Origin of the sequence: Pseudomonas sp. XWY-1 (assembly GCF_002953115.1) — a bacterium.
Lineage (GTDB): Bacteria > Pseudomonadota > Gammaproteobacteria > Pseudomonadales > Pseudomonadaceae > Aquipseudomonas > Aquipseudomonas alloputida.
Window position 1 is genome coordinate 270,773 of the sequence record NZ_CP026332.1, and the last position, 26,111, is coordinate 296,883.

At 61.1% G+C, this 26,111-nt stretch carries 27 protein-coding genes, 2 tRNA genes and 1 pseudogene; 13 read left to right on the forward strand and 17 right to left on the reverse strand.

Annotated features, from left to right (window positions below):
• Positions 1–104: 104 nt before the first annotated feature.
• Positions 105–2,402, forward strand: coding sequence for a TonB-dependent siderophore receptor (locus tag PRJ_RS01220; RefSeq protein ID WP_104960611.1), 2,298 nt, complete (start codon positions 105–107; stop codon positions 2,400–2,402).
• A 164-nt stretch (positions 2,403–2,566) separates the two neighbouring features.
• Here the strand turns inward: PRJ_RS01220 and PRJ_RS01225 are convergent, their stop codons facing one another.
• Positions 2,567–2,773: a DUF3079 domain-containing protein gene (locus tag PRJ_RS01225; protein ID WP_104962845.1), complete on the reverse strand. Its 207-nt coding sequence runs from the start codon at positions 2,771–2,773 to the stop codon at positions 2,567–2,569.
• 58 nt (positions 2,774–2,831) lie between these two features.
• Here PRJ_RS01225 and PRJ_RS01230 point away from each other — a divergent pair, with 58 nt between their 5' ends.
• Both PRJ_RS01230 and PRJ_RS01235 read left to right on the forward strand, forming a co-directional pair.
• Positions 2,832–3,308 (forward strand): type II toxin-antitoxin system HigB family toxin, encoded by a 477-nt coding sequence (locus PRJ_RS01230; RefSeq protein WP_256597902.1) that lies wholly within the window; start codon positions 2,832–2,834, stop codon positions 3,306–3,308.
• Positions 3,309–3,349: 41 nt separating this feature from the next.
• A complete protein-coding gene (locus tag PRJ_RS01235) occupies positions 3,350–3,823 on the forward strand; it encodes a type II toxin-antitoxin system HigA family antitoxin (protein ID WP_004575922.1) in 474 nt (157 codons plus the stop codon).
• Between the two features lie 4 nt (positions 3,824–3,827).
• Here the strand turns inward: PRJ_RS01235 and PRJ_RS30165 are convergent.
• A pseudogene (locus PRJ_RS30165) lies at positions 3,828–4,014 on the reverse strand (integrase); the annotation flags it as partial.
• Positions 4,015–4,219: 205 nt separating this feature from the next.
• Between PRJ_RS30165 and PRJ_RS01240 the strand changes: the two are divergent.
• Entirely contained in the window at positions 4,220–4,591 is a 372-nt protein-coding gene (locus tag PRJ_RS01240) for a type II toxin-antitoxin system RelE/ParE family toxin (protein WP_256597903.1), read from the forward strand.
• A gap of 52 nt (positions 4,592–4,643) precedes the next feature.
• Here the strand turns inward: PRJ_RS01240 and istB are convergent, their stop codons facing one another.
• From istB to PRJ_RS01265, 5 genes are all read right to left on the reverse strand, one after another.
• Positions 4,644–5,399 (reverse strand): IS21-like element ISPre4 family helper ATPase IstB, encoded by a 756-nt coding sequence (gene istB, locus PRJ_RS01245; protein ID WP_034000379.1) that lies wholly within the window; start codon positions 5,397–5,399, stop codon positions 4,644–4,646.
• Positions 5,400–5,419: 20 nt separating this feature from the next.
• Positions 5,420–6,934 carry an IS21 family transposase gene (gene istA, locus PRJ_RS01250; protein WP_034000381.1) on the reverse strand — a complete coding sequence of 505 codons (1,515 nt, stop codon included), beginning with the start codon at positions 6,932–6,934 and terminating at the stop codon, positions 5,420–5,422.
• 263 nt (positions 6,935–7,197) lie between these two features.
• Positions 7,198–7,521 (reverse strand): helix-turn-helix domain-containing protein, encoded by a 324-nt coding sequence (locus PRJ_RS01255; RefSeq protein ID WP_104960613.1) that lies wholly within the window; start codon positions 7,519–7,521, stop codon positions 7,198–7,200.
• A gap of 287 nt (positions 7,522–7,808) precedes the next feature.
• A tRNA-Thr gene (locus PRJ_RS01260) sits at positions 7,809–7,884 on the reverse strand.
• 98 nt (positions 7,885–7,982) lie between these two features.
• Positions 7,983–8,231 (reverse strand): hypothetical protein, encoded by a 249-nt coding sequence (locus PRJ_RS01265; RefSeq protein ID WP_011953231.1) that lies wholly within the window; start codon positions 8,229–8,231, stop codon positions 7,983–7,985.
• A 525-nt stretch (positions 8,232–8,756) separates the two neighbouring features.
• Here PRJ_RS01265 and PRJ_RS01270 point away from each other — a divergent pair.
• Positions 8,757–9,047: a DUF3077 domain-containing protein gene (locus PRJ_RS01270; protein WP_003255753.1), complete on the forward strand. Its 291-nt coding sequence runs from the start codon at positions 8,757–8,759 to the stop codon at positions 9,045–9,047.
• Between the two features lie 355 nt (positions 9,048–9,402).
• On the opposite strand, the gene PRJ_RS01275 is transcribed toward PRJ_RS01270, so the two are convergent.
• The 5 genes from PRJ_RS01275 to PRJ_RS01295 all read right to left on the reverse strand — a co-directional run bounded on the left by PRJ_RS01275 (position 9,403) and on the right by PRJ_RS01295 (position 13,693).
• Entirely contained in the window at positions 9,403–10,608 is a 1,206-nt protein-coding gene (locus PRJ_RS01275) for a methyltransferase (protein ID WP_104960614.1), read from the reverse strand.
• A 111-nt stretch (positions 10,609–10,719) separates the two neighbouring features.
• The gene (locus PRJ_RS01280) at positions 10,720–11,409 is read right to left on the reverse strand and encodes an ABC transporter permease (RefSeq protein WP_014589362.1); all 690 of its coding nucleotides are present in this window, start codon (positions 11,407–11,409) and stop codon (positions 10,720–10,722) included.
• On the reverse strand, positions 11,409–12,101 hold the full coding sequence (locus PRJ_RS01285; protein WP_003255749.1) for an ABC transporter permease: 693 nt from the start codon (positions 12,099–12,101) through the stop codon (positions 11,409–11,411). Before PRJ_RS01285 ends, PRJ_RS01280 begins: the two co-directional genes overlap by 1 nt.
• A gap of 54 nt (positions 12,102–12,155) precedes the next feature.
• Positions 12,156–12,908 (reverse strand): ABC transporter substrate-binding protein, encoded by a 753-nt coding sequence (locus PRJ_RS01290; RefSeq protein ID WP_104960615.1) that lies wholly within the window; start codon positions 12,906–12,908, stop codon positions 12,156–12,158.
• An 11-nt stretch (positions 12,909–12,919) separates the two neighbouring features.
• On the reverse strand, positions 12,920–13,693 hold the full coding sequence (locus tag PRJ_RS01295; RefSeq protein ID WP_003255746.1) for an ABC transporter ATP-binding protein: 774 nt from the start codon (positions 13,691–13,693) through the stop codon (positions 12,920–12,922).
• A 630-nt stretch (positions 13,694–14,323) separates the two neighbouring features.
• Here PRJ_RS01295 and gabP point away from each other — a divergent pair.
• Positions 14,324–15,709 (forward strand): GABA permease, encoded by a 1,386-nt coding sequence (gene gabP / locus PRJ_RS01305; RefSeq protein WP_020190016.1) that lies wholly within the window; start codon positions 14,324–14,326, stop codon positions 15,707–15,709.
• Between the two features lie 238 nt (positions 15,710–15,947).
• On the opposite strand, the gene PRJ_RS01310 is transcribed toward gabP, so the two are convergent.
• On the reverse strand, positions 15,948–16,391 hold the full coding sequence (locus PRJ_RS01310) for a hypothetical protein (protein WP_104960616.1): 444 nt from the start codon (positions 16,389–16,391) through the stop codon (positions 15,948–15,950).
• A 239-nt stretch (positions 16,392–16,630) separates the two neighbouring features.
• Between PRJ_RS01310 and PRJ_RS01315 the strand changes: the two genes are divergently transcribed.
• Entirely contained in the window at positions 16,631–16,858 is a 228-nt protein-coding gene (locus PRJ_RS01315) for a hypothetical protein (protein WP_019439077.1), read from the forward strand.
• Between the two features lie 187 nt (positions 16,859–17,045).
• Here the strand turns inward: PRJ_RS01315 and PRJ_RS01320 are convergent.
• The 4 genes from PRJ_RS01320 to PRJ_RS01335 all read right to left on the reverse strand — a co-directional run bounded on the left by PRJ_RS01320 (position 17,046) and on the right by PRJ_RS01335 (position 20,791).
• A tRNA-Phe gene (locus PRJ_RS01320) sits at positions 17,046–17,121 on the reverse strand.
• 90 nt (positions 17,122–17,211) lie between these two features.
• Entirely contained in the window at positions 17,212–17,484 is a 273-nt protein-coding gene (locus PRJ_RS01325) for an oxidative damage protection protein (RefSeq protein ID WP_003255742.1), read from the reverse strand.
• Positions 17,481–18,548 carry an A/G-specific adenine glycosylase gene (gene mutY / locus PRJ_RS01330; RefSeq protein WP_010951654.1) on the reverse strand — a complete coding sequence of 356 codons (1,068 nt, stop codon included), beginning with the start codon at positions 18,546–18,548 and terminating at the stop codon, positions 17,481–17,483. Before mutY ends, PRJ_RS01325 begins: the two co-directional genes overlap by 4 nt.
• Positions 18,545–20,791: an AsmA family protein gene (locus PRJ_RS01335; protein ID WP_104960617.1), complete on the reverse strand. Its 2,247-nt coding sequence runs from the start codon at positions 20,789–20,791 to the stop codon at positions 18,545–18,547. Before PRJ_RS01335 ends, mutY begins: the two co-directional genes overlap by 4 nt.
• Positions 20,792–21,059: 268 nt before the next feature.
• Here PRJ_RS01335 and PRJ_RS01340 point away from each other — a divergent pair, with 268 nt between their 5' ends.
• From PRJ_RS01340 to hisF, 6 genes are all read left to right on the forward strand, one after another.
• Positions 21,060–22,721 carry an OFA family MFS transporter gene (locus PRJ_RS01340; protein WP_064490891.1) on the forward strand — a complete coding sequence of 554 codons (1,662 nt, stop codon included), beginning with the start codon at positions 21,060–21,062 and terminating at the stop codon, positions 22,719–22,721.
• Between the two features lie 188 nt (positions 22,722–22,909).
• Entirely contained in the window at positions 22,910–23,503 is a 594-nt protein-coding gene (hisB, locus tag PRJ_RS01345; protein WP_003255736.1) for an imidazoleglycerol-phosphate dehydratase HisB, read from the forward strand.
• Positions 23,504–24,142, forward strand: coding sequence for an imidazole glycerol phosphate synthase subunit HisH (gene hisH / locus PRJ_RS01350; protein WP_014589369.1), 639 nt, complete (start codon positions 23,504–23,506; stop codon positions 24,140–24,142).
• The gene (locus tag PRJ_RS01355; RefSeq protein WP_003255734.1) at positions 24,143–24,403 is read left to right on the forward strand and encodes a DUF2164 domain-containing protein; all 261 of its coding nucleotides are present in this window, start codon (positions 24,143–24,145) and stop codon (positions 24,401–24,403) included.
• Positions 24,404–24,430: 27 nt separating this feature from the next.
• Positions 24,431–25,168, forward strand: a complete 738-nt coding sequence (hisA, locus tag PRJ_RS01360; RefSeq protein ID WP_104960618.1) for a 1-(5-phosphoribosyl)-5-[(5-phosphoribosylamino)methylideneamino]imidazole-4-carboxamide isomerase — start codon at positions 24,431–24,433, stop codon at positions 25,166–25,168.
• Positions 25,169–25,178: 10 nt separating this feature from the next.
• Positions 25,179–25,949: an imidazole glycerol phosphate synthase subunit HisF gene (gene hisF / locus PRJ_RS01365; protein ID WP_003255729.1), complete on the forward strand. Its 771-nt coding sequence runs from the start codon at positions 25,179–25,181 to the stop codon at positions 25,947–25,949.
• Positions 25,950–26,111 lie beyond the last annotated feature (162 nt).

Here is a 26,111-nt window from a genome sequence, read left to right on the forward strand (position 1 = left end):
TCGTTACGTTCAATTACATCCCCGTACATGTCGGGTCTGGAGCCCGGAGGGCTGATCCCTAGAATCCTAACAAAAAATCATCTGCAAATACGAAGCCTTCCCAAATGAATCCCCAAAGCATCACGACAGTGTTCACCCCCTTCAGTCAAAGCGGCAATTGCCTCAAGCCGCTGGCCTTCTGCGTCGCCGTCGCCATCAGCGGTGGTGCAGTGGCTGCCGACGGTAAACCCCTTGAACTCGACGCCACACAGATCGAAGACAGTGCATTACTGCCTGCCGACGAGGCCGGTCAGTTGGGCTACACGGTCGAGAGCACCCGCAGCTCCACTGGCCTGGCACTGACGCCACGGCAGACACCGCAATCGGTTACCACCATCACGCGCCAGCAGATGGATGACCGCGACATCCATACCATCGAGCAGGCATTGGAAACCGCCCCAGGCGTAACGGCCAACAAGTCCGAGGTGGGTGGGCGCACCGACTACCGCGCGCGTGGTTACTCGATCAGCAACTGGAAGGTCGATGGCCTGCAGACTCAGGGCGGCTCCGATTTCAGTGGCAGCGGCAATGCGCTGAACATGGACCTGTACGAACGCATCGACATCGTACGCGGCGCCAACGGCCTGCTGGGCGGCACCGGCGACCCCTCGGCCACCGTCAACCTGATCCGCAAGGCACCCACCAAAACCTTCGGCGGTAGTGCCTATGCCACTTATGGCAGCTGGGACAAGCGTCGTCTGGGTGCTGACTTGAACCTGCCTCTGTCCGAAGATGGCCGCCTGCGTTCGCGCTTCGTGATGACCCAGCAGGATGCCAACTCGTTCCGCGACAACCAGTCCGAACGTTCCCGCGCCGCGTTGGCCAATTTCGAGTTCGACCTGGACGACGCCACCACCCTCGGCGCCGGTTACCAGTATGAGTACAACAAGGTCGTGGGTGGCGGCTGGGGCGCGAACATCCCGATCTGGTACCGCGACGGCAGCAAGACCGACTTGCCGCGCAGCACCAACGTGGTGCCCAGCTGGAGCTTTGGCGAGTACACCACCCGCACTGCGTTCGGTTCGCTCGAGCACCGCTTCGACAACGACTGGACCCTGGACCTGAAAGCCGCCCAGGCCACCACCGAAGCCCTGAACCATCGGGGCCTTGCCAAGGTGAACTCGGCCGGGCGCGGCAGCTATGGTGGCTATTGGGACCAGGACGGCAGCGGCGCCGTGCTGAACGGTTTGCACAGCTCCAGCGACACCACCCAGCAGTCCGCGCAAATCGACCTGTCCGGCCCATTCCAGCTGTTCGGCCGCACCCACCAGGCCATGGTCGGCTACAACGACAGCCGCACCGTCGGCTGGTCGCCTCAGTACACCTGCACCATGGTCGGCGACGGCATGACCAGCGCGCCTGCACTGGGTTGCCAGTTCCGCGCCAACAACGGCTTCCCGGTGACCGACTGGCACAATGGCGTGGATGACGACTACGACCTCATCGCCTCGCGCACCGGCCTTCACAGCAAGACCACCACCCGCCTGCAGGGCATGTACGCCGCCACCCGCCTGAGCATCACCGACCCGTTGTCGGTGATCGTTGGCGTGCGCACCAGCAACTATTCCTCGGTCACCCGCAGCGTGGCCGGCGAGCGCAGCAGCCAGGAAGAAAACGGCATCGTCACCCCCTACCTGGGCGCGGTGTATGACCTCAACGACAACTACTCGGTGTATGCCAGCTACACCGATATCTTCACACCGCAAACGTCTGAAACCAGCAGCGGCAGCAAGGTCGAGCCGATTCGTGGGCAAAGCTACGAGACAGGTATCAAGGGTGAGTGGTTCGATGGCCGCCTGAACGCCTCGGCGGCCTACTTCCGCACCAAGCAGGAAAACAAGGCCGTGTTGGACGGCGACCTGACCACCCCGACCGGCGGCAGCGCCTACAAGGCCGGCTCCGGGCAGGAAACCGATGGTATCGACCTGGAAGTCGCAGGCGCCCTGACCCCCAACTGGAACGTCTACGCCGGCTACACCTACCTGCACTTCCGCCGCGTCGACAGCGACGGCCGCAGCGACCCGTCGCACCTGTTCAAGGCCTCCACCACCTACCGCCTGAGCGGCCCGCTCGACCGCCTGACCCTGGGCGCCGGCGTGACTGCGCAGACCAACATCCGCGCCATCTCCAGCCCGGCTGGCCAGCCCACGAACGGTGTGAGCAATGGTGCCACTGACGTGAACTGGTCCGGTTATGCCATCTGGAATGCCATGGCCAAGTATCAGCTCACCGACAACACCAGTGTCAGCCTCAACGCCAACAACCTGTTCGACAAGCACTACTACAGCCAGTACGGGTTCTATGCCGGGGCGATTTATGGTGACCCGCGTAACCTGTCGTTGACGGTGAGCACCGCGTTCTGATCAGCCATTCCACAAGGCCTGGCGCTGTACCTGTAGGAGCGGGTTCACCCGCGAACACCGGCGCAGCCGGTGCCTGCAACCGCATCGCCAGCGTCGCGGGCACGCCCGCACACGGAACCAGCGCTGGGTTCAAGGCCTGCGCTGGGCCGCCAAGCGGCCCTTTCTTACCTGGGCTCTACCGCTTGCCCTGGATCAACCGGCTTCTCCAACTGGCCCTCGAAGTTATTCCAATCTTCGCCAAACAGCTCCACCGGATGCATGGTCCGGTCTGCGCCATTGCCACAGGCTAGCGCCTTGGCAGGGCAGTACAGGTCGCAACCCCAGCAGATACGCTCGGGGTGGCGAGGGTTTGTGGGGAATCTCTTGGCCATGTTCATCCTCCCTCAGGGCTGCCTGTTCTGACCGTAAACTCCTCGCCCAGCCCGTCGTTTGACGGGCATCAATCCATTGGCGATCGCCAGGTCACCGTACATCGCGCATCCAGATATCTGGTTGACAGATATCTGGATCAGAGATATTTTCCACCCTATGTTGGTGCGCCGGGACAACACAATGCGGGTCATAACGAAAGCGGCGGTTACCAAGGCGATTGAAGTTCACGGCCAGTGGAAAGCGCCCCTAAGCCTGTGGCTGACGACCTTCGACAGGGCGACGCTGCGGTTTGAATCTTTTGAACAGTTGAGGCAGACGTGGGCCACTGTGTCTGGCTGGAATGTTGATCGCATCCCCCACTCAAAACTCAGGCCCGTCAGCCGCAAAGGGCCGCTTGATATCTACGTGTTCGATATCAAGAAAAACGAATGCCGTCTGATCGCGTGGCTCAATGCGCGAACGGGCACTCTCTACATCAAGGCCATTCTGTCGCACGCCGAGTACGACAAATGGTGCAGAAGCGATATCAGGTAGCAACCTGGGCCGCGCGATATTTCAATTCGACAGGTGACAACATGAAGCGGGATAAAATCGAAGCCAATGGACTAGATGCCTTCATCGCTAATATTTCACCCATGCTCGATGGCCTGAACACTCAGATGGCAACCATGGCCCAGCTTCTAGCCGCCTGCCATGACCCCATCAAGGACGATGCCGAGCTTGAGGCACGCATGGCCTTGATCGACGAGCTCTACTCCCATGCGGACAGCGAAGGCCACGCTGCGGCACGCTTTGCCGAGATGGTAGCGGACCGCGTCTACGAGTATGAGAGTGAGTCTGTATTGGTGCCGTTCGCGAGCCAGGCCGAAGCGTTGGCCTTTCTGCTGTCGGACAGGGGCGTGAAGCAGAAGGACCTGTCGGCGATAGCGACCCAGAGCGCGGTATCCGAGATTCTGAACAACAAGCGGAAGATGACGGTTGCCCAGATAAAGGGCTTTGCTGAGTTTTTCAGCGTACCGGTTGAGTTCTTCATGCATGGGGTGGTTTGACAGGCTCGATAGCCGTCTCCGACCACAACCCAGACTCGACCAGCGCACTGCAGCCATGGCTCGGAACCCGTGGCCGCAGATGTCCGCCTTGGTGTCGTAGCCATCGTCCTGAGTGCGGCAACCCCCGCAAACACCAAGTCGAATTTGCCAGTGATCGTGTGGATCTGCCCAAGCAAGGCCACTGCATGCGGCGGGGTACAACGTGATGTAGCCGGCCCCAAATGAGGTCGAACTGATTTCAGCGGGCGAGAGAAACACGATATTTCAGGGTTATACCGCGAAACATTTCTAATTCCGCCAACTGCAAGCCACTGCGCTAGATTCCCTCCTCCTGGCATCCATGCCGTCCCCAATCCAGCATATCGCCGTGGGTAGACCGTTGAAAAGTTTGCGTTTGTGAGTGCAGCTGCTGAGCGTGAATACAAAGACCTTCCCAAGGACGTTCAGGACGATTTTGGTAAAGACCTGCGACGCATCCAGTATGGCCAGGACCCAGAGCGGCCGATCAAGTCGTTGACCGAGTCGGTAGGGGCGGGTGCGATTGAGCTCATCATCAACGGCAGCCCTGCATTCCGATGCGTGTATGTGGCCAAATTTGCAGACATGGTCGTCGTGTTGCATTCGTTCATAAAAACGACCAACAGGTCCGACCGGCACGCGGCAGGTCGCCGAACAGCGGATGAAGGAGTTGAATGCGGATTCCACGACACTTGGACACTCAGCCCACGATCATTTGGACACTCGTTCCATGCTCACTTGGACACCTGATCCACGTCCACTTGGACAGGCAGTCGGAGCGCAGCGACGCAGGTTTGCATTGTTAGTCTGAAGTCTCTGTCGCCGTCAATTTCGTTGCGCGTCTGCGCATCGATTCGCCCTTCAGTTCGATCCGATAAGCGTTGTGCACCAGCCGGTCGAGGATCGCATCGCCCAAGGTCGGGTCGCCGATCAGCGCATGCCATTTGTCCACCGGCATCTGGCTGGTGACCAGCGTCGAGCGGTTGCCGTAGCGGTCGTCCAGCAGTTCAAGCATGTCGCGCCGCTGCGCAGCGGTAAACGGCGCCAAGCCCCAGTCGTCCAGGATCAGCAGGTCGGTCTTGGCATAGCCGGCCATGAGTTTGGCGAAACGGCCGTCGCCGTGAGCCAGGCCCAGCTCCTCCATCAAGCGCGGCAAGCGCAGGTAGCGCACGCTGTAACCGTCGCGGCAGGCCTTGTGAGCCAGCGCGCAGGCGAGCCAGGTTTTGCCTACGCCCGTTGGGCCGCCGATGATCAGGTTCAGGCCGTCGCGCAGCCATTGGCCGCTGCCCAGTTGCAGGATCAGGGACTTGTCCAGGCCGCGTGGGCTGCGGTAATCGATGTCTTCCAGGCAGGCGTTATGGCGCAGTCGTGCCAGTTTCAGGCGGCTGCTCAGACGCGTGTTTTCACGTTCGGTCAGCTCGCGGTCGACCATCAGGCCGAGGCGTTCGTCGAAGCTCAGATCATTGATATCGGGCGTGGCGTGTTGCTCGCTCAGCGCCTTGATCATGCCGTGCAGGCGCAGGGTTTGCAGCTTGTCGAGTGTCGGGTTGGGCAGCATTTTGGTGCTCCTTTTTCAGGTCAGTGGTAGTAGCCAGGGCCGCGCAGGTTGATGTGTTCGTCGGGCAGTAGCGGCAGGTTTTGCTGGGACAGCGGTAGCTTTTCCAGCCCTTGGCGCAGGATCGATTCAAGGCTTTTGTAGCTGCACGCGCCCAGTGCCAGCGCTCGCTGGCAAGCGGCTTCCAGCCGCTCTTCGCCGTGCTGCTTGCTCAGGCGCAGGATGCCCAGGCAGGCGCGGAAGCCGTGCTGAGGATGGATTCGGCGCTCAAGGATGTAGGCGATAACGCCAGCGGTGTTAGGCCCGGTCTGCTCGGCCCAGCGGATCAGCCGTTGCGGTGTCCATTCGGCGTGCTCCCGGTGGCTCTTGGGCATGTGCTCGGTTTGGGTGGTGTGGCGGCCTTTGTGCAGCGAGCGCAGGTGACTGGCCACCCGCTGGTTGGCGTGGAAGCACTCGACGGTCTTAGCGGTTAGCCGCACTTCGAGTTGGTGCTTCACCAGCTGGTACGGCACCGAGTAGTAATGGCCCTCGACCTCGACGTGATAGTCGATGTGCACCCGCGCCTTTTTCCATTCGGCGTAGACATACGGATGTTCTGGTAGCGGTTGCAGTGCGGGTTGGTCGATGGTCTCGAAGGCCGAGCGGCGTGAGCCGGGCAGCTTCTTGAAGGGCTTTTGATTGAGGCGTTCGAGCAGCAGGCTGATTGCCGTGTTGAGTTCTCCGAGCGAGAAGAACTGGCGGTTGCGCAGCACTGCCAGGATCCAGCGCTCGACCACTTGCACACCCACTTCAACCTTGGCTTTGTCCTTGGGTTTACGCGAACGCGCGGGCAGTACGGCTACGCCGTAATGCTCGGCGAGATCGCGGTAACTGGGGTTGATGTCCGGCTCGTAGCGATGCGCCTTGGTGACGCCACTGCGCAGATTATCGGGCACCAGGATCTGCGATGTGCCGCCGAAAAAAGCAAAACAGCGGGCGTGCGAGCCCAGCCAGTCGGGCAGTTTCTGCGACCAGGTGGCCTCGGCAAAGGTGTAGCTGGACGCGCCGAGGACGGCGACGAAGATCTGGGCCTGACGGATTTCACCGGTCTGTCGGTCGATGATGGGCGCGGTCTGTCCGGCGTAATCGACGAACAGCTTTTCGCCGGCACGGTGCTCCTGGCGCATGACAACGTCGACCTTGGCGGCCCAGAGGCGGTAGTGCTCGCAGAACCAGCTGTATTGGAAGCCTTGCGGGTGAGCGAGTCGATATTCCTGCCAGAGTAGGGCCAAAGTGACGCCGGGGCGGCGTAACTCGGCATGCGCCCAAGACCAGTCAGGCATCGGACGTTGATCGCTGGGAACTGTTGGTGCTGGAGGGAACAGGCATCGCTCCAGTTCGGCATCCGATAACAATGTCGGCCAACTCAGCCCGCAAGCGTTGAAACGGTGCAAGTAATTGCCCGCACTGCCGCTACTGATGCGCAGGCTGGCGGCGATCTTGCGCACGGACAGGCCAGCGTCGAACTTTAGACGTAGTACCTCTCGGATTTTACGCATGGATATACGCTCCACGATGACCTCTTCGCTTCGAGAAAAGAGGTCGATGGTAGTGAATAATCCTGCGTTGCTGCCTGCCTGAGCATGGATCGGATCAGTGGAACATCACTGTCCAAGTGCTTGTGGAATCAGTGTCCAAGTGGCCGTGGAATGAGTGTCCAAGTGGCCGTGGAATGAGTGTCCAAGTCAGCGTGGACTGGGTGTCCAAGTGCGCATGGAATCCCCAAGTTGAAGCAAGAACTGAGAAAAATGGGATACAGGGTTTAGCTGCCAGGCATTTGGGTGATCACGATCTGGGGCGGTGAACCGGCATCGTTCGAGGGCAGGGTCAGGGTTGTGCGAAAGCCGAGCTTGTCCAGCATATCCATCATGGCGTCCAAGGTGAATTTCTCGATCTTGCCATTTGCAAGCTCGGATATGCGGGATTGGGTTACGTTCAGCTTGGCTGCGGCATCATGCTGTTTGAGGCCCATTTTTTTGATGCAGTCAGTGATGAAAATGGACAAGTCCATTTTCAAGGCCATTTTGCTGGCGGTATCTGCGTCGTGGGTGGCTTGGAAAGGGCTTTCGTGGAATTGAAGCGCCATTGGCTTGCCTCGGCGGAAATATCTAAAATTTGCGATAAATCGTAGTGGGGATTGGTTGGCGAGTCAAAGCGTTTGTGTTGGAGGGTGTGTCTGTTTTTGAGCTGGGCTGGTGATCAGAGAATTGCTTCTGCTTGGGGTGGTTGGGGCTGCTGCGCAGCCCATCGCAGGCAAGCCAGCTCCTACACCGATCGTGGTGGCTTCAGGGCATCTGTAAGGCAGGGGATTGGGGCTGCGGGGGGAAAACAAAAAAGGCCCACCTTTCGGTGAGCCTTTTTTGATACTGCGTATGGTGCCGGCACCAGGAATCGAACCCGGGACCTACTGATTACAAGTCAGTTGCTCTACCATCTGAGCTATACCGGCAATGGGGCGTCATTATAGCGATCGTTTGGCGCCTGTAAACCACTTCCTTGCGAATGTTCGCAAAAGACCTAAGTCACCGGCCTAAAAGAAGAATTTTCCTACCAGCCGCGGTGCATGGTGGTGACGCTAGGCTCGCTTTTACCCGGGTTGAAGAACAGCTTGTCGTTGTCGCAGCCGCGCTTGCGGCATGGAGCTTCTGTGCGCAGGGGCAGGCCGTTGTCGCCGCCCAGCTGCATGCCGGGGTGGTTCCAGCCCAGGTTGCTGTTGGGGTGGGGCGAGGTGCCGCCGGCGCAGCCGGTCAGGGCCAGGGCGAAGGTCAACAGGGCGAGGGGGTTGGCTCGGGTCACGATGCTCAGGTCCGGTGGTCCATTGTCGGTTCTGGCGCAACGCCAGAAGATCGCAGGGCTGGCGGGCAGCGCGCGACGTCACTTTTTAATGATTTGGGGGGCGGATGATACACCGTTGCGGCGGTGGAGCATTAGCCTTGTGTTGTCTGGTATGGCCTCTTCGCGGGTGAACCCGCTCCTACAAGGGGGCGGGTAAGCCGGGTTATCTGTGTAAGGGAATTCTGAACCATGGGGTCAAAAGCTTCAGGGTTTGGATGCTTCGGAAGTATCCTACGCGCGCCGCCGAAGTAACGCTGTTGTCGGGGAAGTGGCTCACGGATACCGTTTTCGGGTCGCTCTGGCGACCGGGTGTGAGAACCCGACTTTGAACGTATCGGCTGCGTAATGGCGACTGTGCGCGGGCAGACCTTGGTCTGGCCGAGCTTCCTACGTTCACTCGGTTTCTCACCTCGTGCACGGTTGCCGCCTTTGTTCCGTGAGAAAGAATGAACACGGCAACTCCTTTTGAACTAGGGAGTTTGAAAAGTGAAAACGATCGATTCTGATCCCAACAGCCCCAAACCAATCACAACCGCAGGCGTGGAAACCTTCCTCGCAGCCGGTAACCCATCCCTCAATCTGCTACGCGTAGAGCCCGGCGTCCCCGTCGACGCGGCCTACGAGCATGTCTCGATCCTGATGGGCTACATCAAGCACCTGGTGCGCGAGGGGGATATGGAGGACGACCATAAATTCCTGGGTGCAGCCGATTACCTTTGCGACATGGCCAAGGCGCTGATGAACGATATCGAGATTGCCAAGGGCAAGGCGCATTAGGCATTGACGCGGTCATTTGTGGGAGCGGCCTTGCGTCGCGAATGGGGCTGCAGAGCAGCCCCGGCGATTTCAGAGATTGTGCCGAAAACGGGGGCCGCTTTGCGGACCTTTCGCGACGCAAGGCCGGTCCCACAAAAGCCGCTTGCGCTAACCACAAGAAATGTTTATGCACAAGTGGCATTTGGGACCTGAGCGAAAGGCATGCCGGATCGCTACGCCGCTGGTCTTTGCGCAAACGCCTGTTTTTACTGGGCTGCAGCCGCACGCAGGAATAAGCCAAGCGCTTGAAATAGCGCTTGGATCCAACAGGTAATCACAAGCTTGTTCACAGACTTATCCACAGGTTGTGCTGCGGCTAACCGTCGCGTTCCGCAAGAATGAGCAGGTTGCGCGGGGTCAGTGGGTAATCGCAGAACAGGCCCAGGCGCACGTCATAGCCTTGCTCTTCGAGGAACAGGGCGCGATCGAGTACCAGCCACAGCTCCAGTGGCCGACGGAACAGGTTGCGTACGCGCTCCAGGTTGCGGACCTCGGCCAGGCGTTGCCAGCCCGCAGCTTCCAACATTGCCCAGTCCGGGTCGCCGCTCACTGGCAATTGCTTCAGTTCAGCCAAGTCACGGCAGTATTGTTCGAAGGGCTTCTCCAGCCAGGCCACCGGCAGGGAAGGTGTCGGCAGGTATTCATCGCTCTGGCGCTGCTGGCGTTGCAGCAGGTCGAAGCCCAGGCGCCGGGCCATCGAGGTGTCGCGCTGGCGCCGCACGCGGGCGCCGGCAGTGACGGTTTCGCTCAAGGGCAGGCCCAGGTCGTCCAGCGACAGCTGCAGGCTCGACGCCTGCGCGGCTGTGGATAACGCCTGGTATTGCTGCGCGGCGATGCGGTTGTAGCAGCAGGGGGCTATGGCCAGTTGCCGGCAACCTTGCTGGCTGGCCAGTTGCAGCAGGCGTACATGCAGATCGCCACAGGCATGCAGGGCAACCACGCTTTTATCGTCAGCCAGGTGGCGAGCGCTGTCGCTGGCCATCACATCCTGATGTACGTGCTGTGCTTGCAAGTGGTGGTGTGCACTCAGGGCCTGACCGGCAGCGACCAGGTCGGCGTCGTACTCCAGGCAGGTCAGGTGTTGCCCGGGTTGCAGCAGGCGACGGCCGAGGTGGCCTTTGCCAGAACACCAGTCCAGCCAGTGCCGGGGCTGCTCGCGGAAGGCCAGGTGGCTGGCGAAGGCTTCGATCTGCTGCCATTTGCGGCCGGGGACAGCGACGTCCAGGCGGTGGGCGGCAGGCGGTAGATTGGTTTGCGCAAGGCTGCCGAGCGTGGCGAGCTGTCGGGCTTGTTCGGCCAGTTGCGGGAATGGGGCAGGCAAGCGGTCAGGGGCGCTGTCGGCTTCGGCGTCTGCCAGGGAACATTGGCGCAGGTGGCCGGCAAGCTCTGGGTGGGTGGTTTCCCAAGGCAGTTGCAGGGTGGTGAAGGGGCGGGGTTTCCACAGCTGTTGGTGCTCGATCAGGAACTGGTCGAGGGCCTGGAAGCGGGTGCTTAGGTGGTGGCTGTGGAGGGGGCTGGGCATGGGGATGTGTGTTGGGGTTGAGGGCCTATTCGCGGGTAAACCCGCTCCTACGAAGGTTCAGCATAGGCCTGTTGTAGGAGCGGGCGTGCCCGCGAAGAAGGCTAGGAGATGTCAGCGGCCTTGGCAGGCATCCACGCGCAACCAGCGCTCCAGCAGCTTGAAGCCTTGCACCAGCATGAACGAGATCACCAGGTAGAACACGCCTGCGGCGAAGAAGATTTCCACCGGCAGGTAGGTGCGGGCGATGATGGTACGGGCCATGCCGGTCAGCTCCAGCAGGGTCACGGTACTGGCCAGGGCACTGGCCTTGAGCATCAGGATCACTTCGTTGCTGTACGCCGGCAGGCCGATGCGCGCAGCGCGTGGCAGCATGATGTAGAACAGCGCCTTGCCCCGCGACATGCCCAGCGCCCGGGCCGCTTCGATCTCACCTTTGGGGATCGACTGCAGTGCGCCGCGTAGAATCTCGGCAATGTACGCGGCGGTGTGCAGGGTCATGGTCAGCACCGTGCACCAGAACGGATCGCGCAGGTACGGCCACAGCGAACTGGAGCGCACCGCATCGAACTGCGCCAGGCCGTAATAGACCAGGAACAACTGCACCAGCAGCGGCGTGCCACGGAAGAAGAAGATGTAGCTGAACGGCACCGCGCGCACGTACCAGTGGCGCGAGGAACGGGCGATGCCCAGCGGGATGGCCAGGATCAACCCTGCAACCACGGCAATGGCCACCAGCTCCAGGGTCAGGACCGCACCCTCGGCCAGGCGTGGCAGCCATTTGAAGATGACTTCCCAATTCATTATTCAGCCCTCGCAAAGCCGCGAGCGGCGCGTTTTTCCATGAAATGCATACCGGTCATGGCAAGCACGGTCAGGCCCAGGTAGATGCAGGCCGCGACCATATAGAAGGTGAACGGCTCTTTGGTCACGGTCACGCCGATCTGCGAATGACGCATGATTTCTTCAAGGCCGATTACCGATACCAGGGCGGTGTCCTTCATCAGGATCATGAACAGGTTGCCAAGGCCGGGCAGGGCGATGCGCCACATCTGCGGCAGGATGATCCGCGAGAGGATGCGGCCCTTGGACAAGCCCAACGCCAGGCCAGCTTCGCGGTGGCCTTTGGGGATTGCGAGGATGGCGCCACGGAACACTTCGGTGGCGTAGGCGCCAAAGCACAGGCCCAGGGCGATCACGCCCGCGGCGAAGGCGCTTAGCTCAAGGCCCGGCATGTTCAGGGCTTCGCCGAGGCTGTTCATGAGCCCGACGGTGCCGAAATAGATAAGCAGTACCCACAGCAGTTCGGGCACGCCGCGAACCAGGGTCGAGTAGAAGCCGCCAAGCCATTGCAGCGGCTTGAGCGGTGAGGTTTTGGCCAGGGCGCCGAGCAGGCCCAGGACCAGCCCCAGCAGCAAGGCGCAAAGCGCCAGTTTTACGGTCATCAGGGTGCCGGCCATCATGGCCGGACCGAATCCGTGCAGGTCGATATTCATGGGCAGGTCATTTTAGGGACTGGCGCGCCGCAAGGGCGCGCCGGTCAGGGCGGATCATTCGATGCTGAACGGGAAGTACTTGTCGTTGATTTTCTTGTACGTACCGTCGGCTTTGATTTCTGCCAGGGCTTTGTTCAGGTCGTCGCGCAGCTTGGTGTCACCTTTGCGCACGGCAATGCCGATCTTGTCGCTGTCCATCACCGGCTCGCCCTTGAACTCGAAGTTCGAGCCGTCTTTGCTTTTCAGCCACTCGTACTGCACGTACTTGTCGGCCAGGATGCCGTCGATACGACCGGAAACCAGGTCGAGGTAGGCGTTTTCCTGGGTGTCGTACAGCTTGATGTCGACGTCCTTGAAGTTGTCTTCAAGGTAGGTGCCGGCCAAGGTTGCGCGCTGGGTGCCGATGACCTTGCCTTTCAGCGACTCTTTGTCAGTCTTGAAGTCGACGTTTTTCGGCGCGATGAACTGCAGCTTGTTGGAGTAGTACGGATCGGTGAAGTCCACAGCCTGCTTGCGTTCGTCGGTGATCGACAGCGACGACACCAGGAAGTCGAACTTCTTGGCGTTCAGGGCCGGGATGATGCCGTCCCAGTCGGAGGTAACGACCGAGCACTCGACTTTCATCTTGGCGCACAGGGCGTCGCCAATGTCTTTGTCGAAGCCAACCACGTTACCGCTGGCGTCCTTGTTGTTGAACGGTGGGTAGGCGGCTTCGATGCCCATGCGCAGTTTTTCTGCGGCCATGGCGTTTGCCGACATAACCAGCGTGGCAGCAGCTGCCAGGAGAAACTTCTTGTAGGTGTGCATGTATTGCTCCGTTAGCGGTGGCTGGACATGAATTGCTTGCAACGCGCCGAGGTCGGGTTTTCGAAGACCTGCTGCGGCGATCCCTGCTCTTCGACCAGGCCCTGGTGCAGGAAGACGACTTCACTGGACACATGGCGGGCAAAGCTCATCTCGTGCGTCACCAGCAGCATGGTACGGCCTTCTTCGGCCAATGCGCGGATAACGTTAAGCACTTCCTGGACCATTTCCGGATCGAGGGCCGAAGTGGGCTCGTCGAACAGGATGACCTTGGGCTTCATGGCCAGGGTACGGGCAATGGCGGCGCGCTGTTGCTGGCCACCGGAAAGCTGGGCGGGGTAGCTGTGGCGTTTGTCGTAGATGCCGACCTTGTTCAGCAGCGCTTCGGCGGCTTCGATGGCTTCGGCCTTGCTTTGGCCGAGCACGCGGCGTGGCGCCTCGATGATGTTGTCGAGGATCGACATGTGCGGCCACAGGTTGAAATTCTGGAAGACAAAGCCGATTTCGCTGCGCAGGCGATTGATCTGGCGGTTGTCGGCTGCGATCAGGTCGCCATTCTTGGCGGCCTTGAGCTTGAGGGCTTCGCCGGCGACCAGGATTTCGCCCTGGTGCGGGTTCTCGAGCAGGTTGATGCAGCGCAGCAGGGTGGACTTGCCGGAGCCGGACGACCCCAGGATGGAGATCACGTCACCGTCGCGAGCGGTCAGCGAAATGCCCTTGAGAATTTCCTGCTCGCCGTAGCGTTTGTGCAAATTGCGGATTTCCAGCGCGGGCGTGGCCTGAGCCATGTGCGGTCCTCATGTGTTCGGGTGCGTTCCCAGCTGTTGGCGGCCTTCCTGGCGTGCGCCAAGCTAGCATAGCGGCATTATGACGGCCAACAGGGTCGCCGGGGACTGGGGGCGCTGGTGGGGCAGTTTGTCGCATCGCTACAGCGTAACGTCGCGCAGATGTCCGCGAAGGTGTCGCCCAGCACCAGAGCCTTGATGAAAAAAGGCGCGATGGTGCCAGCTTTGGCCGGCTCATGGAAGCTGTTTTGACCCATTGAAGGGGTAAACCCGACCTTTTGCCAGTGCAAACGGGTTCACCCAGGAATGCCATGTTGATGTCACAAGGTTGTACCCATGGGTTGCACTTTTTGGCATTGCAGTGGTGCACAGGTGTTACCGAGGAGCACCTTTGGTGCATTTGTAAGTGGGTATTTCAGTAATCCGCTGATTTGATGCCCTTTCGGTCATGCAATGGCCGAAAGCCCTCCAGGCCGCATCCTAAAAGGCCTGCAGAATTTTCTGACGAGTGCATTCGTCATATGGCGCGCTTATTGCCAGTTGGAAACCGCCGATTGCAGCGACGCCTAGGTCAACCCTGGCGCGCTCTGTACCCGCAGTCGGCGTGGTCCACTCCTTACAAAGGTAGTTTCAATGAGCGGTAACAATTCCAATGACCTCGCTCAGGGGCTCAAACAACGGCATGTGACCATGCTGTCCATCGCTGGCGTCATCGGTGCCGGCCTGTTCGTAGGCTCCGGCCATGCCATCGCAGCTGCCGGCCCTGCCGTGCTGCTGGCTTACGCTGCCGCCGGTACGCTGGTCGTGCTGGTGATGCGTATGTTGGGTGAAATGGCAGTCGCCTCGCCTGACACCGGTTCGTTCTCTACGTATGCCGACCGCGCCATCGGGCGCTGGGCTGGTTTCACCATTGGCTGGCTGTACTGGTGGTTCTGGGTGCTGGTGATTCCGCTGGAGGCCAACGCCGCCGCAGCCATTCTGCATGCCTGGTTCCCGGCGGTTGACCTGTGGGCGTTCTCCCTCGTCATTACCTTGGCACTGACACTTACCAACCTGTGCAGTGTGAAGAACTACGGTGAGTTCGAGTTCTGGTTTGCCCTGCTCAAAGTGCTGGCGATCATCGGCTTCATCGCCGTGGGCTGTGCTGCTTTGTTCGGCTTTGTACCGAGCAGCCAGGTGAGCGGTGCCAGCCACCTGTTCGATACCCAGGGCTTCATGCCCAACGGCCTGGGCGCGGTGCTGGCAGCCATGCTGACCACCATGTTCTCGTTCATGGGTACCGAAATCGTCACCATCGCCGCTGCTGAGTCGAAGGACCCGGGCAAGCAGATCAGCCGTGCCACCAACTCGGTAATCTGGCGGATCTGCCTGTTCTACCTGGTGTCGATCTTCCTGGTCGTGGCCCTGGTGCCGTGGAACGACCCGGCCCTGGCCGAGACGGGCTCCTACCAGACCGTGCTGAGCCGTATCGGTGTGCCGAATGCCAAGCTGATCGTCGACATTGTCGTGCTGATTGCCGTGACCAGCTGCCTGAACTCGGCGTTGTACACTTCTTCGCGCATGTTGTTCTCGCTGAGCAAGCGTGGCGACGCCCCGGCCATCGCCCAGCGCACCACCAAGGCGGCGACCCCGCACGTGGCGGTACTGCTGTCCACCGCAGCGGCATTCCTTTGCGTGTTCGCCAACTTCGTGGCACCGGCCCAGGTGTTTGAGTTCCTGCTGGCCAGCTCTGGCGCCATCGCGCTGCTGGTGTACCTGGTGATTGCCGTTTCGCAGCTGCGCATGCGCGCCCAGCGTGAAGCCCGCGGCGAGAAGATCACCTTCAAGATGTGGCTGTTCCCGGGCCTGACCTGGGCGACCATTGCCTTCATCGTTGCCATTCTGGTGGTCATGGCGCTGCGTGAGGATCACCGTGCGGAGATCATTGCGACTGCGTTGCTGAGTATTGGTGTGGTGGCGGCTGGCTTGCTGGTGCACCGCAAGCGCGAGGCTGCCGGGCGGGCGGCGCTGGACAGCTGATCGGCGCTGGCTGAAATGAAAAGGCCGCACCTTGTGAAGGGTGCGGCCTTTTTTTGTGGCCTGTGATGGCCCTTTCGCGGGCAAGCCCGCAGGTTCACCACAGGCCCGTAGGCGCGGGTTTACCCGCGAAAGGGCCGGGGCTGCAGGCCAATTTCCTTGGCTAATCACCGTTGCAGCCGCCATCGTATTCGCGGGTAAACCCGCTCCTACAGGGGGCGCAACAGGTTATATGGCCCTGTCAGCCGAACTGCTTCTGCTGTTGCTGCTGCTTGGCCACGAGTTCGGAAGCGGCGATATAGGCGTCCTGGAACTCATCACTCTCCAGCCAGGCCATGGTGGTATCTTCGTCAGCGCCGTCCAGCCATTTGCGGTAGGCGTTGAACACCAGCACGATGTAGTCGGTGGCGTGTTCTTCCTTGTGCCCCTTGAGCACCAGGGCGAGCAGCGGGTCCACCAGGAACACCGAGATCATTGGCACCAGGCCGCCTTCCTGGGCTTCCTTCATCTTGTTGAACATCGCGTCGTAGCTGCCCGACTCCATGGCCTTGTTGTACACCTGCTCGACGCTGGCGCTGTCGCCGGCACTGGCCTTGACCGCTTGGCCGCTGCGTACCATGCGGTTCTGCTTGGCCTTGCTGGCGGCGCGCTTGGCGCGTTTCTGTTGCTTGGTAGGGGTGGCCATGGGGAAATCCTTGGGTGAGTCTGAAAGTGCGCGTATTGAAGCGCAATTGCCCGATAAACCCAAGCAGCGCGCCTGGGCGCTGCAGCTTGAGATGTCTGTGGGATACATATCCAGATTATGCGGACCGTGGGCCCTGCGTAGCTTCTCTCCTGCTGCCAGCCATGCTGGCTGGCAGCCTGTCACTGCGCCAATTCGGCGTCTGTGAGTGATGCGCACGTTTGCGCTACAAAGGAGGAGTCATGAAGCACTTTTATCTGGTCACCCTGTACGGCTACACGGACGATGGCAGGGTTTACTATCCAACCGGTTTCGCCGGTTGCGACGAGCAAAGGATTACAAAGGCTGACATCGCCGCCATTATCGAAAAAGGCAAGCAACACGGCCACCTTCAGTTGCACAGCATCTCCTACATGGGGCACATGACCGAGGACGCATTCAATCATCTTCGTTCCATGTCGGACGAGTAAGGGTTGGCCCGCAGTCTGCTTAGGCTGCGGGTTTCTCGATTGCATGGCGAGCCTTCAGGTTGCGTTGTGAAATCTGGTGTTCTTCGAAGCCGCCTGAAGTTAAAAATCACAGACAACAAAAAACCCGCACTAGGCGGGTTTCTTGTTGTCGCTTCGGGTAACTTTGCAACCACCAGAAGCTTGAAGGTGGTGCCCAGAGACGGAGTCGAACCGCCGACACGAGGATTTTCAATCCTCTGCTCTACCGACTGAGCTATCTGGGCGACGAGGTGAATTAAATAGATTTCCGGACCGCTCGTCAACGACTTTTTGAAAAAATTTTAAATTAATTCCGTCGCTTACGATTTTTGGGGTCATTCGGCCGGTGGAACGTAGCCTTCGGCCTGGGCGTATTCTTCGCCGGCGAAAAACTTGTCCATCTCAGCCTGGAGGAATTTGCGGTCCTCGGCGTTCATCATGTTCAGGCGCTTCTCGTTGATCAGCATGGTCTGGTGCTTCTGCCAGTCGGCCCAGGCTTTCTGCGAGATGTGTTCGAAGATGTCCTGGCCCTTGGCACCGGGATAGGGCGGGCGTTCCAGGCCTGGCAGTTCTTCTTGGTATTTGCGGCACATCACGGTGCGGGTCATCGGGCGTCTCCTGCGATCAGTTCGTCGGCCGCGCGTTCAAGCAGCTTTTTCACCGGGGCGGCGAGGCCCAGGCGCGGCGGGGTGGCGAGGTTATACCAGAGCCAGTCGGCCTCGGCCACGTGCTCGCCGACCGGGTCGACGTGCACGAGCCAGGGCTCGATCGCCAGCTGGAAGTGGCTGAAGGTATGGGTCAGGCCGTCCATGGCGTGGCGGCCAGCCAGGCGCAGGCCGTGCTGGTAGGCCAAGTCGTCGAGCTGGGCGATGTCGTCCAGTTCCGGCAGGCTCCACAAGCCCCCCCAAAGGCCGCTGGAAGGGCGTCGATAAAGCAGGATGGCACCTTCGTGGTTGGCCAGCAGTGGCATCAGTGTGCGCCGTTGCGGCAGCGCCTTGCGCGGTTTGGGCTCGGGGTAGCGGGTTTCTTCGCCGTGCAGGTGCGCTTCGCAGCCGCGCTGCAACGGGCAGATCAGGCAACTGGGCTTGCTGCGCGTACACAGCGTGGCGCCCATGTCCATCATCGCCTGGGTGTAGTGGTTGGCGCGTTGTTGCGGGGTAAAGCGCTCGGCGGTGGCCCATAGCTGGTTGGCAACCTTGGGTTCGCCAGGGTAGCCGGCCTGGGCGGTGTAGCGTGCCAGCACGCGCTTGACGTTGCCGTCGAGGATCGGCGCGCGGATGCCCATGCTGATGCTGGCGATGGCGCCGGCAGTGGAGCGGCCAATGCCGGGCAGCTCGGTAAGCTGCTCGACACTGCGCGGGAATTCGCCGCCATGTTGCTCGACGACGACCTTGGCGGCCTTTTGCAGGTTGCGTGCGCGGGTGTAGTAGCCCAGGCCCGTCCACAGGTGCAGCACTTCGTCCTCCGGTGCTTCGGCCAGGGCTTGCACGGTTGGCAGGGCCTGCATGAAGCGGTCGAAGTAATTGAGCACGGTGCTGACCTGGGTCTGCTGCAACATGATTTCCGACACCCACACCCGGTACGGCGTGATGCCCTGTTGCCAGGGCAGGTCGTGCCGGCCGTGCTCGTCATACCAGTCCAGCACTGCGCTGGAGAACTGCTCGGGGCTCATCGGTTGAACAGCCCCTTGAGCGCGTCTTTCAGTTCCGGGCTCACTTTGTCTCCAAGTTTCTCGTCAAGTTTTTCATCGATCTTGTCTTTCAGGCGGTTGCCGGCCAGCTTGGCGGCAACCTTGCCCAGGCCGTTCTGGTCGAGGCGGCAGGCCTTTGCGCCAAGTTCCAGCGGACCACGGCAGCGCAGGGGGACTTCAACACCCACATAACGTTCGTTGACCTGGCAGGCCGGGTCCGGCATGGCACGCTGGTCGCCTTCGACGACTATGCCGATGTTGTAGTCCATGCCCAGCACGCGCAGGTCGAGGTCACCATGGCCATTGACGGTCAGACCCGGGATGCGCGCCTTGAGGTCCGGGTTGCTGGCGACGCCGTTGCGTACTACCAGGCTGCCGCGCAGCTCCTGGAACGGGGTGTCCTTGCCGCGTGGTTCGCTGCTCAGCGTCTTGCGATTGAGCGTGGCGATGGCCTGGCACAGCTGCTGTTCCAGGTTGGCATTGACCAGCACGCCATCGTTGATGGCGAAGTTTGCGCTGCCGTTCAGGGTGTCGACCAGTGCTTTCTGGCTGTTACCGGTGGCTGTCAGATCACTGGTCAGGGTCAGCAGGCCCTTGACCGGTGGCGTCTGTTCCTTGCCTTCGGTCTTGATGAAGTGTTCCACCGGCACCCGCTGGATATTGGTGTTCACACCCAGCTGTGGCACGGCAGGGCGCACGTCGACCGTGCCCTTGGCTTCGAAGGTGCCGTTGTACAGCTCTCCGCGCAGGGTTTGCAGGGTCAGCAGGCCGCCTTGGCCAACGGCCTTGAGCTGGGCGCCCTCGATCGGCAGCTTGTCCAGGGTCAACGAGCCGAAGGCCAGGTCGGCCTGCAGGTCGAGGGCGCGCAGACGGTCGACCGGCAGCAGCTTGTCGTCGCTCCATGCCACTTGTGTTGGGGCGTTGGGCAGTGGTGTGGTGCCGGCACCGGCTACGGCGCTGGCCTCTTGTTGCTTGACCTCGGCCTGGCGCGCAGCGGTGGCGCCCTTGGCTTCTTCGCTCTTGGCCGGCAGGTAGCGGTCGGCGTCGAAGGTGTCGCCCTTAAGCTGCAGGCGCAGGGCTTGTTTGGCGAAATCTTCGACGGCCACGCGGCCGCTGAAGGTGCTGTCGTCCAGCTTCACTGCCAGGTCTTCCAGGGCCAGGCTGCTGGGCGTGCCCTGCAGGCGAGTCACCAGCTCCAGCTTGGCGAAGGCGGCCGGGTCGTTGGTGGCCGGCAGCGGGTGGCCAATGCTTTCAAGAAAGGCGCGCAGGTTGAACTGGGCGATGGACAGGCCGCCGCTCAGCTGGGGTGCTTTGTCCAGATCACGCACATTCAGCTCACCGAGGGCGCGCAGTTGGTTGGCCGAGACTTTCAGGCCGTTCCATGAGGCGACATTGGCGGCCAGGTCGACCAGCAGTTGGCCTTGGGCGGCGAAGGTCACGGTCTTGCCGCCGGTAGGCTCACCCGAGGTCTCGCCCGACAGGCGCATGTCTTCGAAGTTGTAGCGCTTGAGCTTGCGGTCGAAGCGCAATTCGCCGGCCAGCTCGGTACGGGCCTTGATGCTCGGTTGGCTGGCGCTGATGAAGGCGCTGGCCTTGAGCGCAATGTTTGCGCCTTCATGGATCGGGCCGGTGCTCAGCTGGATGCTTTCGGCGCTGTAGCTGTGGCCGGTCTTGGCATCGGTGTACTGCACGCGGGCGTTGTTCACGGTCAGGCTGTCGATGTCCAGCTTGATGGCGCGGTCGTTGCTGTTGGTGGTCGCAGGCGTCTGCTCGGCAGGTGCCTGTGCGGATGCATCGGTGCTTGCGCCATTCTGCGCGGGCAGCGGCTTGCCGATGTCCTCCCAGTTGCCATGGCCCTGTTCGTCACGCGCCAGGGTCAGGTTCAGGCCCTCGACACGTACGTCGCTCATTTGCACTTCGCGGCGCAGCAGCGGCAGCACACGGACCGAAAGGCCAAGCATCTGCAGGTCAGCGAACGGTTCCTTGGGTTTGTTCAAGGTGGCGATGCTGGCTTCGTGCAGCTCCAGGCCCAGCCACGGGAACAGGCTCCAGCCGATGTCACCGTTGAGGGTCAGTTCGACGTGCGCCTTGTCGCGTGCCAGCTGGCGAATCTCGTCTTTGTAGTCGTTGGGATCAAAGAGGTGGGTCAGGGCGAAGCCCAGCGCCACGATGATCAGCAGTAACCCGAGAAGCCCCAGTCCCAGGATTTTGCCGAACGCTTTCATGGGCGAGTCCTTTTAGTCCGTTAGTGAGTTCAGGCGGCAGAGTATAACGCTGTCGCGGTTACCCCCGCTTGTACGACTAGAGATGTAGGAAATTCCTACGCCTGTATCAGAGAGTATGGCTTTCGACAGCCTAATATTGAGCTTTTGCCGGGAACATGACCGTTTCAGTCAGGCAAAAATGAACGATGGCAGATTGCTTTCATGCTGCTTGATGCTGCTACCCTTGCGCCGCTTTGCGAGCACCCTCCCTATAACAAGGATCAGATTCATGACCAGTACCGTCGCGACGGGAAGCTCGGCCAGTGAGCCAGGCTTCCTGTCGAAGGAACGCATAATCGCCCGCCCGGGCTTCAACCGCTGGCTGGTCCCGCCAGCTGCCCTGGCCATTCACCTGTGCATCGGTATGGCCTACGGCTTCTCGGTATTCTGGCTGCCTTTGTCGCAAGCCCTGGGGATCACCGCCCCCGTCGCCTGTGCGGCAGACATGGGCTTCATGGCCCGGATGTTCAGCGCCGAATGCGACTGGCCAATCTCGATGCTGAGCTGGATCTATACCCTGTTCTTCGTCTTCCTCGGCTGCTCGGCGGCGGTGCTGGGCGGCTGGCTGGAGCACGCCGGCCCGCGCAAGGCTGGCCTGGTGTCGGCCTTGTGCTGGTGCGGTGGCATGCTGCTTTCGGCGATAGGTGTGAAAACCCATCAGCTGTGGCTGATGTGGCTTGGCTCGGGCGTGATTGGCGGTATCGGTCTGGGCCTGGGCTACATCTCACCCGTGTCGACCTTGATCAAGTGGTTCCCGGACAAACGCGGCATGGCCACCGGTATGGCGATCATGGGCTTCGGCGGCGGGGCCATGGTCGGGGCGCCGCTGGCCACCGCGCTTATGGGGCATTTTGGCAATGAGCACGAGGTTGGCGTATGGCAGAGTTTTGTCGCCATGGCGGCAATCTACTTTGTGTTCATGACCGCTGGCGCCCTGGCGTATCGCGTACCACCGACCGGCTGGAAGCCTGAGGGCTGGGCTGCGCCGTTGAAGAATGCCGGTAACGCCATGGTCACCGACCGTCATGTGCACGTCAGTGTGGCCTGGAAGACCCCGCAGTTCGCGCTGATCTGGCTGGTGCTGTGCCTGAACGTGTCGGCGGGCATCGGCATTTTGGGCATGGCGTCACCGCTGCTGCAGGAAGTGTTCGCCGGTAAATTACTGGGCAACGAACTGACCTTCAGCCAGCTGAGCACTGCGCAGCTGGCGCAGATTGCCGCGATCGCCGCCGGCTTTACCGGCCTGCTGAGCCTGTTCAACATTGGTGGCCGGTTCTTCTGGGCATCGTTCTCCGATTACATCGGCCGCAAGAACACCTACTTTGCCTTCTTCGCCTTGGGCGTGGGCTTGTACAGCCTGGTGCCTAACATGGGTCACCTGGGCAACGTGGCGCTTTTCGTGGCAGCGTTCTGCATCATCCTGTCGATGTATGGCGGTGGTTTTGCAACAGTGCCGGCCTACCTGGCCGACCTGTTCGGCACGCAGATGGTGGGTGCCATCCATGGCCGCCTGCTGACCGCCTGGGCGGCAGCGGGGGTGCTGGGGCCGGTGCTGATCACCTACCTGCGCGAGTATCAACTGGCAGCGGGCGTGGAGCGGGCGGCGGCTTATGACATGACCTTGTACATCCTCGCGGGTCTGCTGGTGCTGGGCTTTATCTGCAACATGCTGGTGCGCCCGGTGGCCGACAAGCACTTCATGAGTGATGCCGAACTGGCGGCCGAGCGGGCGTTGAGCCATGACAAGGGCGCCGATGGGGCGCGGTCGCTGGAGTGGAAAGCGGCGCCAGGCAGCCTGCCACTGGTGCTGCTGGCCTGGGCGGTGGTGGTCGTGCCGTTGGCCTGGGGTGTCTGGGTGACCTTGCAGAAGACCGCTGTGCTGTTCCATTGATCAGCAGGGGGGGGGCGCGTTGCGCCCCTTTCGCAGATGCAGGAGCGGGCCGTTGTGGTTGTATAGACCTGTAGCGGCATCCAGCCCGCGTAAAACCTGGCTTTGCCATATGTCATCCGCGTTTCAAGCTGGCGCGTTCTGGGCCTATAATGAAACCCTTTTCGCCCAATGATTTTGCGGAGCTGGTGATGGTTGAACGTAAGGCTTCCGTCGAGCGCAATACCCTGGAAACCCAGGTCAAGTGCTCGATCAACCTCGATGGCAGTGGCAAGGCCCGATTCGATATCGGTGTGCCCTTCCTTGAACACATGCTGGACCAGATCGCCCGCCATGGGTTGATCGATCTGGATATCGAGTGCAAGGGTGATACGCATATCGACGATCACCATACCGTCGAAGACGTCGGCATCACCCTGGGCATGGCATTCGCCCAAGCCATCGGTGACAAGAAAGGTATCTTCCGCTACGGCCACGCCTACGTGCCGCTGGACGAAGCGCTGTCACGCGTGGTCATCGACTTCTCTGGCCGCCCAGGCCTGCAGATGCACGTACCGTATACCCGTGCCAGCGTTGGCGGCTTCGACGTCGACCTGTTCCAGGAGTTTTTCCAGGGCTTCGTCAACCACGCCCTGGTAACCCTGCACATCGACAACCTGCGTGGCCACAACACCCACCACCAGATCGAAACCGTATTCAAGGCTTTCGGCCGCGCACTGCGCATGGCCATCACCCTCGACGAGCGTATGGCCGGGCAGATGCCTTCCACCAAAGGGTGCCTGTAAATGCAAACGGTAGCCGTAATCGACTATGGCATGGGTAACCTGCACTCGGTGGCCAAGGCGCTTGAGCACGTAGGTGCCGGTAAAGTGCTGGTTACCAGCGATGCCTCAGTGATCCGCGAGGCCGACCGTGTGGTGTTTCCGGGCGTGGGCGCGATTCGCGACTGCATGGCCGAGATCCGCCGCCTGGGCTTCGACAGCCTGGTGCGCGAAGTCAGCCAGGACCGCCCGTTCCTCGGCATCTGCGTCGGTATGCAGGCGCTGCTCGAGCACAGTGAGGAAAACACCGGCGTCGACTGCATTGGCCTGTTCCCTGGCCAGGTGCGCTTTTTCGGCAAAGACCTGCAAGAAGAGGGCGAGCACCTGAAGGTGCCGCACATGGGCTGGAACGAAGTCAGCCAGACCATCGACCACCCGCTGTGGCACGACATCCCTGACCGCGCACGTTTCTACTTCGTGCACAGCTACTACATCAATGCCGGCAAGCCGGGCCAGGTGGTGGGTCGCGGTCACTATGGCGTCGACTTTGCCGCAGCGCTGGCCGACGGTTCGCGTTTTGCCGTGCAGTTCCACCCGGAGAAGAGCCATACCCATGGCCTGCAGCTGCTGCAGAACTTCATCGCCTGGGACGGGCGCTGGTAAATGAGCAGGTCGAAGACCAAGGCCCCGACCATCACCCTGGCCCCCGAGCAGGAGCGCGAAGCGCTCGACACCTTGAAGCGCTTCCTCGAAGACCGCTTCGAGCTGCAGTTGGGGTCGTTCGAGGTGGCCGAGGTCCTCGAGCTGTTCAGCAAAGAGATTGCACCCCATTACTACAACAGGGCGATTGCCGATGTTCAGCTGCACCTCAAGGAGCGGTTCGAGAGCATCGAAAGCGACCTGTGGGCACTCGAGAAGCCCTGAAACCCAACAAATAGACAGGTTCCCAAGATGCTGATTATCCCCGCTATCGATCTGAAGGACGGTGCTTGCGTGCGCCTGCGCCAGGGCCGCATGGAAGACTCTACGGTATTTTCCGACGACCCCGTGAGCATGGCCGCCAAGTGGGTCGAAGGTGGCTGCCGCCGCCTGCACCTGGTCGACCTCAACGGCGCCTTCGAAGGCCAGCCGGTCAATGGTGAAGTGGTTACCGCCATCGCCAAGCGCTACCCGAACCTGCCGATCCAGATCGGCGGCGGTATCCGTTCGCTGGAAACCATCGAACACTACGTCAAGGCTGGCGTCAGCTACGTGATCATCGGCACCAAGGCCGTCAAGCAGCCCGAGTTCGTCGCTGAAGCGTGCAAAGCCTTCCCGGGCAAGGTCATCGTCGGCCTGGACGCCAAGGACGGTTTCGTCGCCACCGACGGTTGGGCCGAAGTGAGCTCGGTGCAGGTCATCGACCTGTCCAAGCGTTTCGAGGCCGATGGCGTCTCGGCGATCGTCTACACCGACATCGCCAAGGACGGCATGATGCAGGGCTGCAACGTGCCCTTCACCAAGGCACTGGCTGAAGCCACCCGTATTCCGGTGATCGCCTCGGGCGGCATTCACAACCTGGGTGACATCAAGGCCCTGCTGGACGCCAAGGCCCCGGGCATCATCGGCGCCATCACCGGCCGTGCCATCTACGAAGGCACCCTGGATGTCGCTGAGGCCCAGGCCTTCTGTGACAACTACCAAGGCTGAGGACTGAACCATGGCACTGGCCAAGCGCATTATCCCTTGCCTGGACGTGGACAACGGCCGGGTGGTCAAGGGCGTCAAGTTCGAGAACATCCGTGATGCCGGCGACCCGGTGGAAATCGCCCGTCGCTACGACGAGCAAGGTGCCGACGAAATCACCTTTCTCGACATCACCGCCAGCGTCGATGGGCGCGACACCACGCTGCATACCGTCGAGCGCATGGCCAGCCAGGTGTTCATCCCGCTGACGGTAGGGGGTGGCGTGCGGACCGTGCAGGACATCCGCAACCTGCTCAACGCCGGTGCCGACAAGGTCTCGATCAACACCGCCGCGGTGTTCAACCCAGAGTTTGTCGGTGAGGCGGCGGACCGTTTCGGTTCGCAGTGCATCGTTGTCGCCATCGATGCCAAGAAGGTGTCCGGGCCAGGTGAAGCGCCGCGCTGGGAGATTTTCACTCACGGCGGGCGCAAGCCGACCGGGCTGGATGCAGTCGAGTGGGCGAAGAAGATGGAAGGCCTGGGCGCTGGCGAGATCCTGCTGACCAGCATGGACCAGGACGGCATGAAGAACGGCTTCGACCTGGGCGTTACCCGCGCTATCAGTGATGCGCTGGGGATTCCGGTGATTGCCTCGGGGGGTGTGGGTAACCTGCAGCACCTGGCAGACGGCATTCTGGAAGGGCATGCCAGCGCGGTGCTGGCGGCCAGCATCTTCCACTTTGGCGAGTACACAGTGCCTGAAGCCAAGGCTTACATGGCTTCGCGCGGGATTGTTGTTCGCTGATCCATTGATCGGGGCTGCTTTGCAGCCCTTCGCGGGCACGCCCGCTCCCACAGAGATCTCAGCAAACCTGGACTGCCCCCCAAGAGTTGGATTGGTGTCCAACTTCTTGGGGGCAGTCCAAACCTGTGGGAGCGGGCGTGCCCGCGAAGGGCCGCGAAGCGG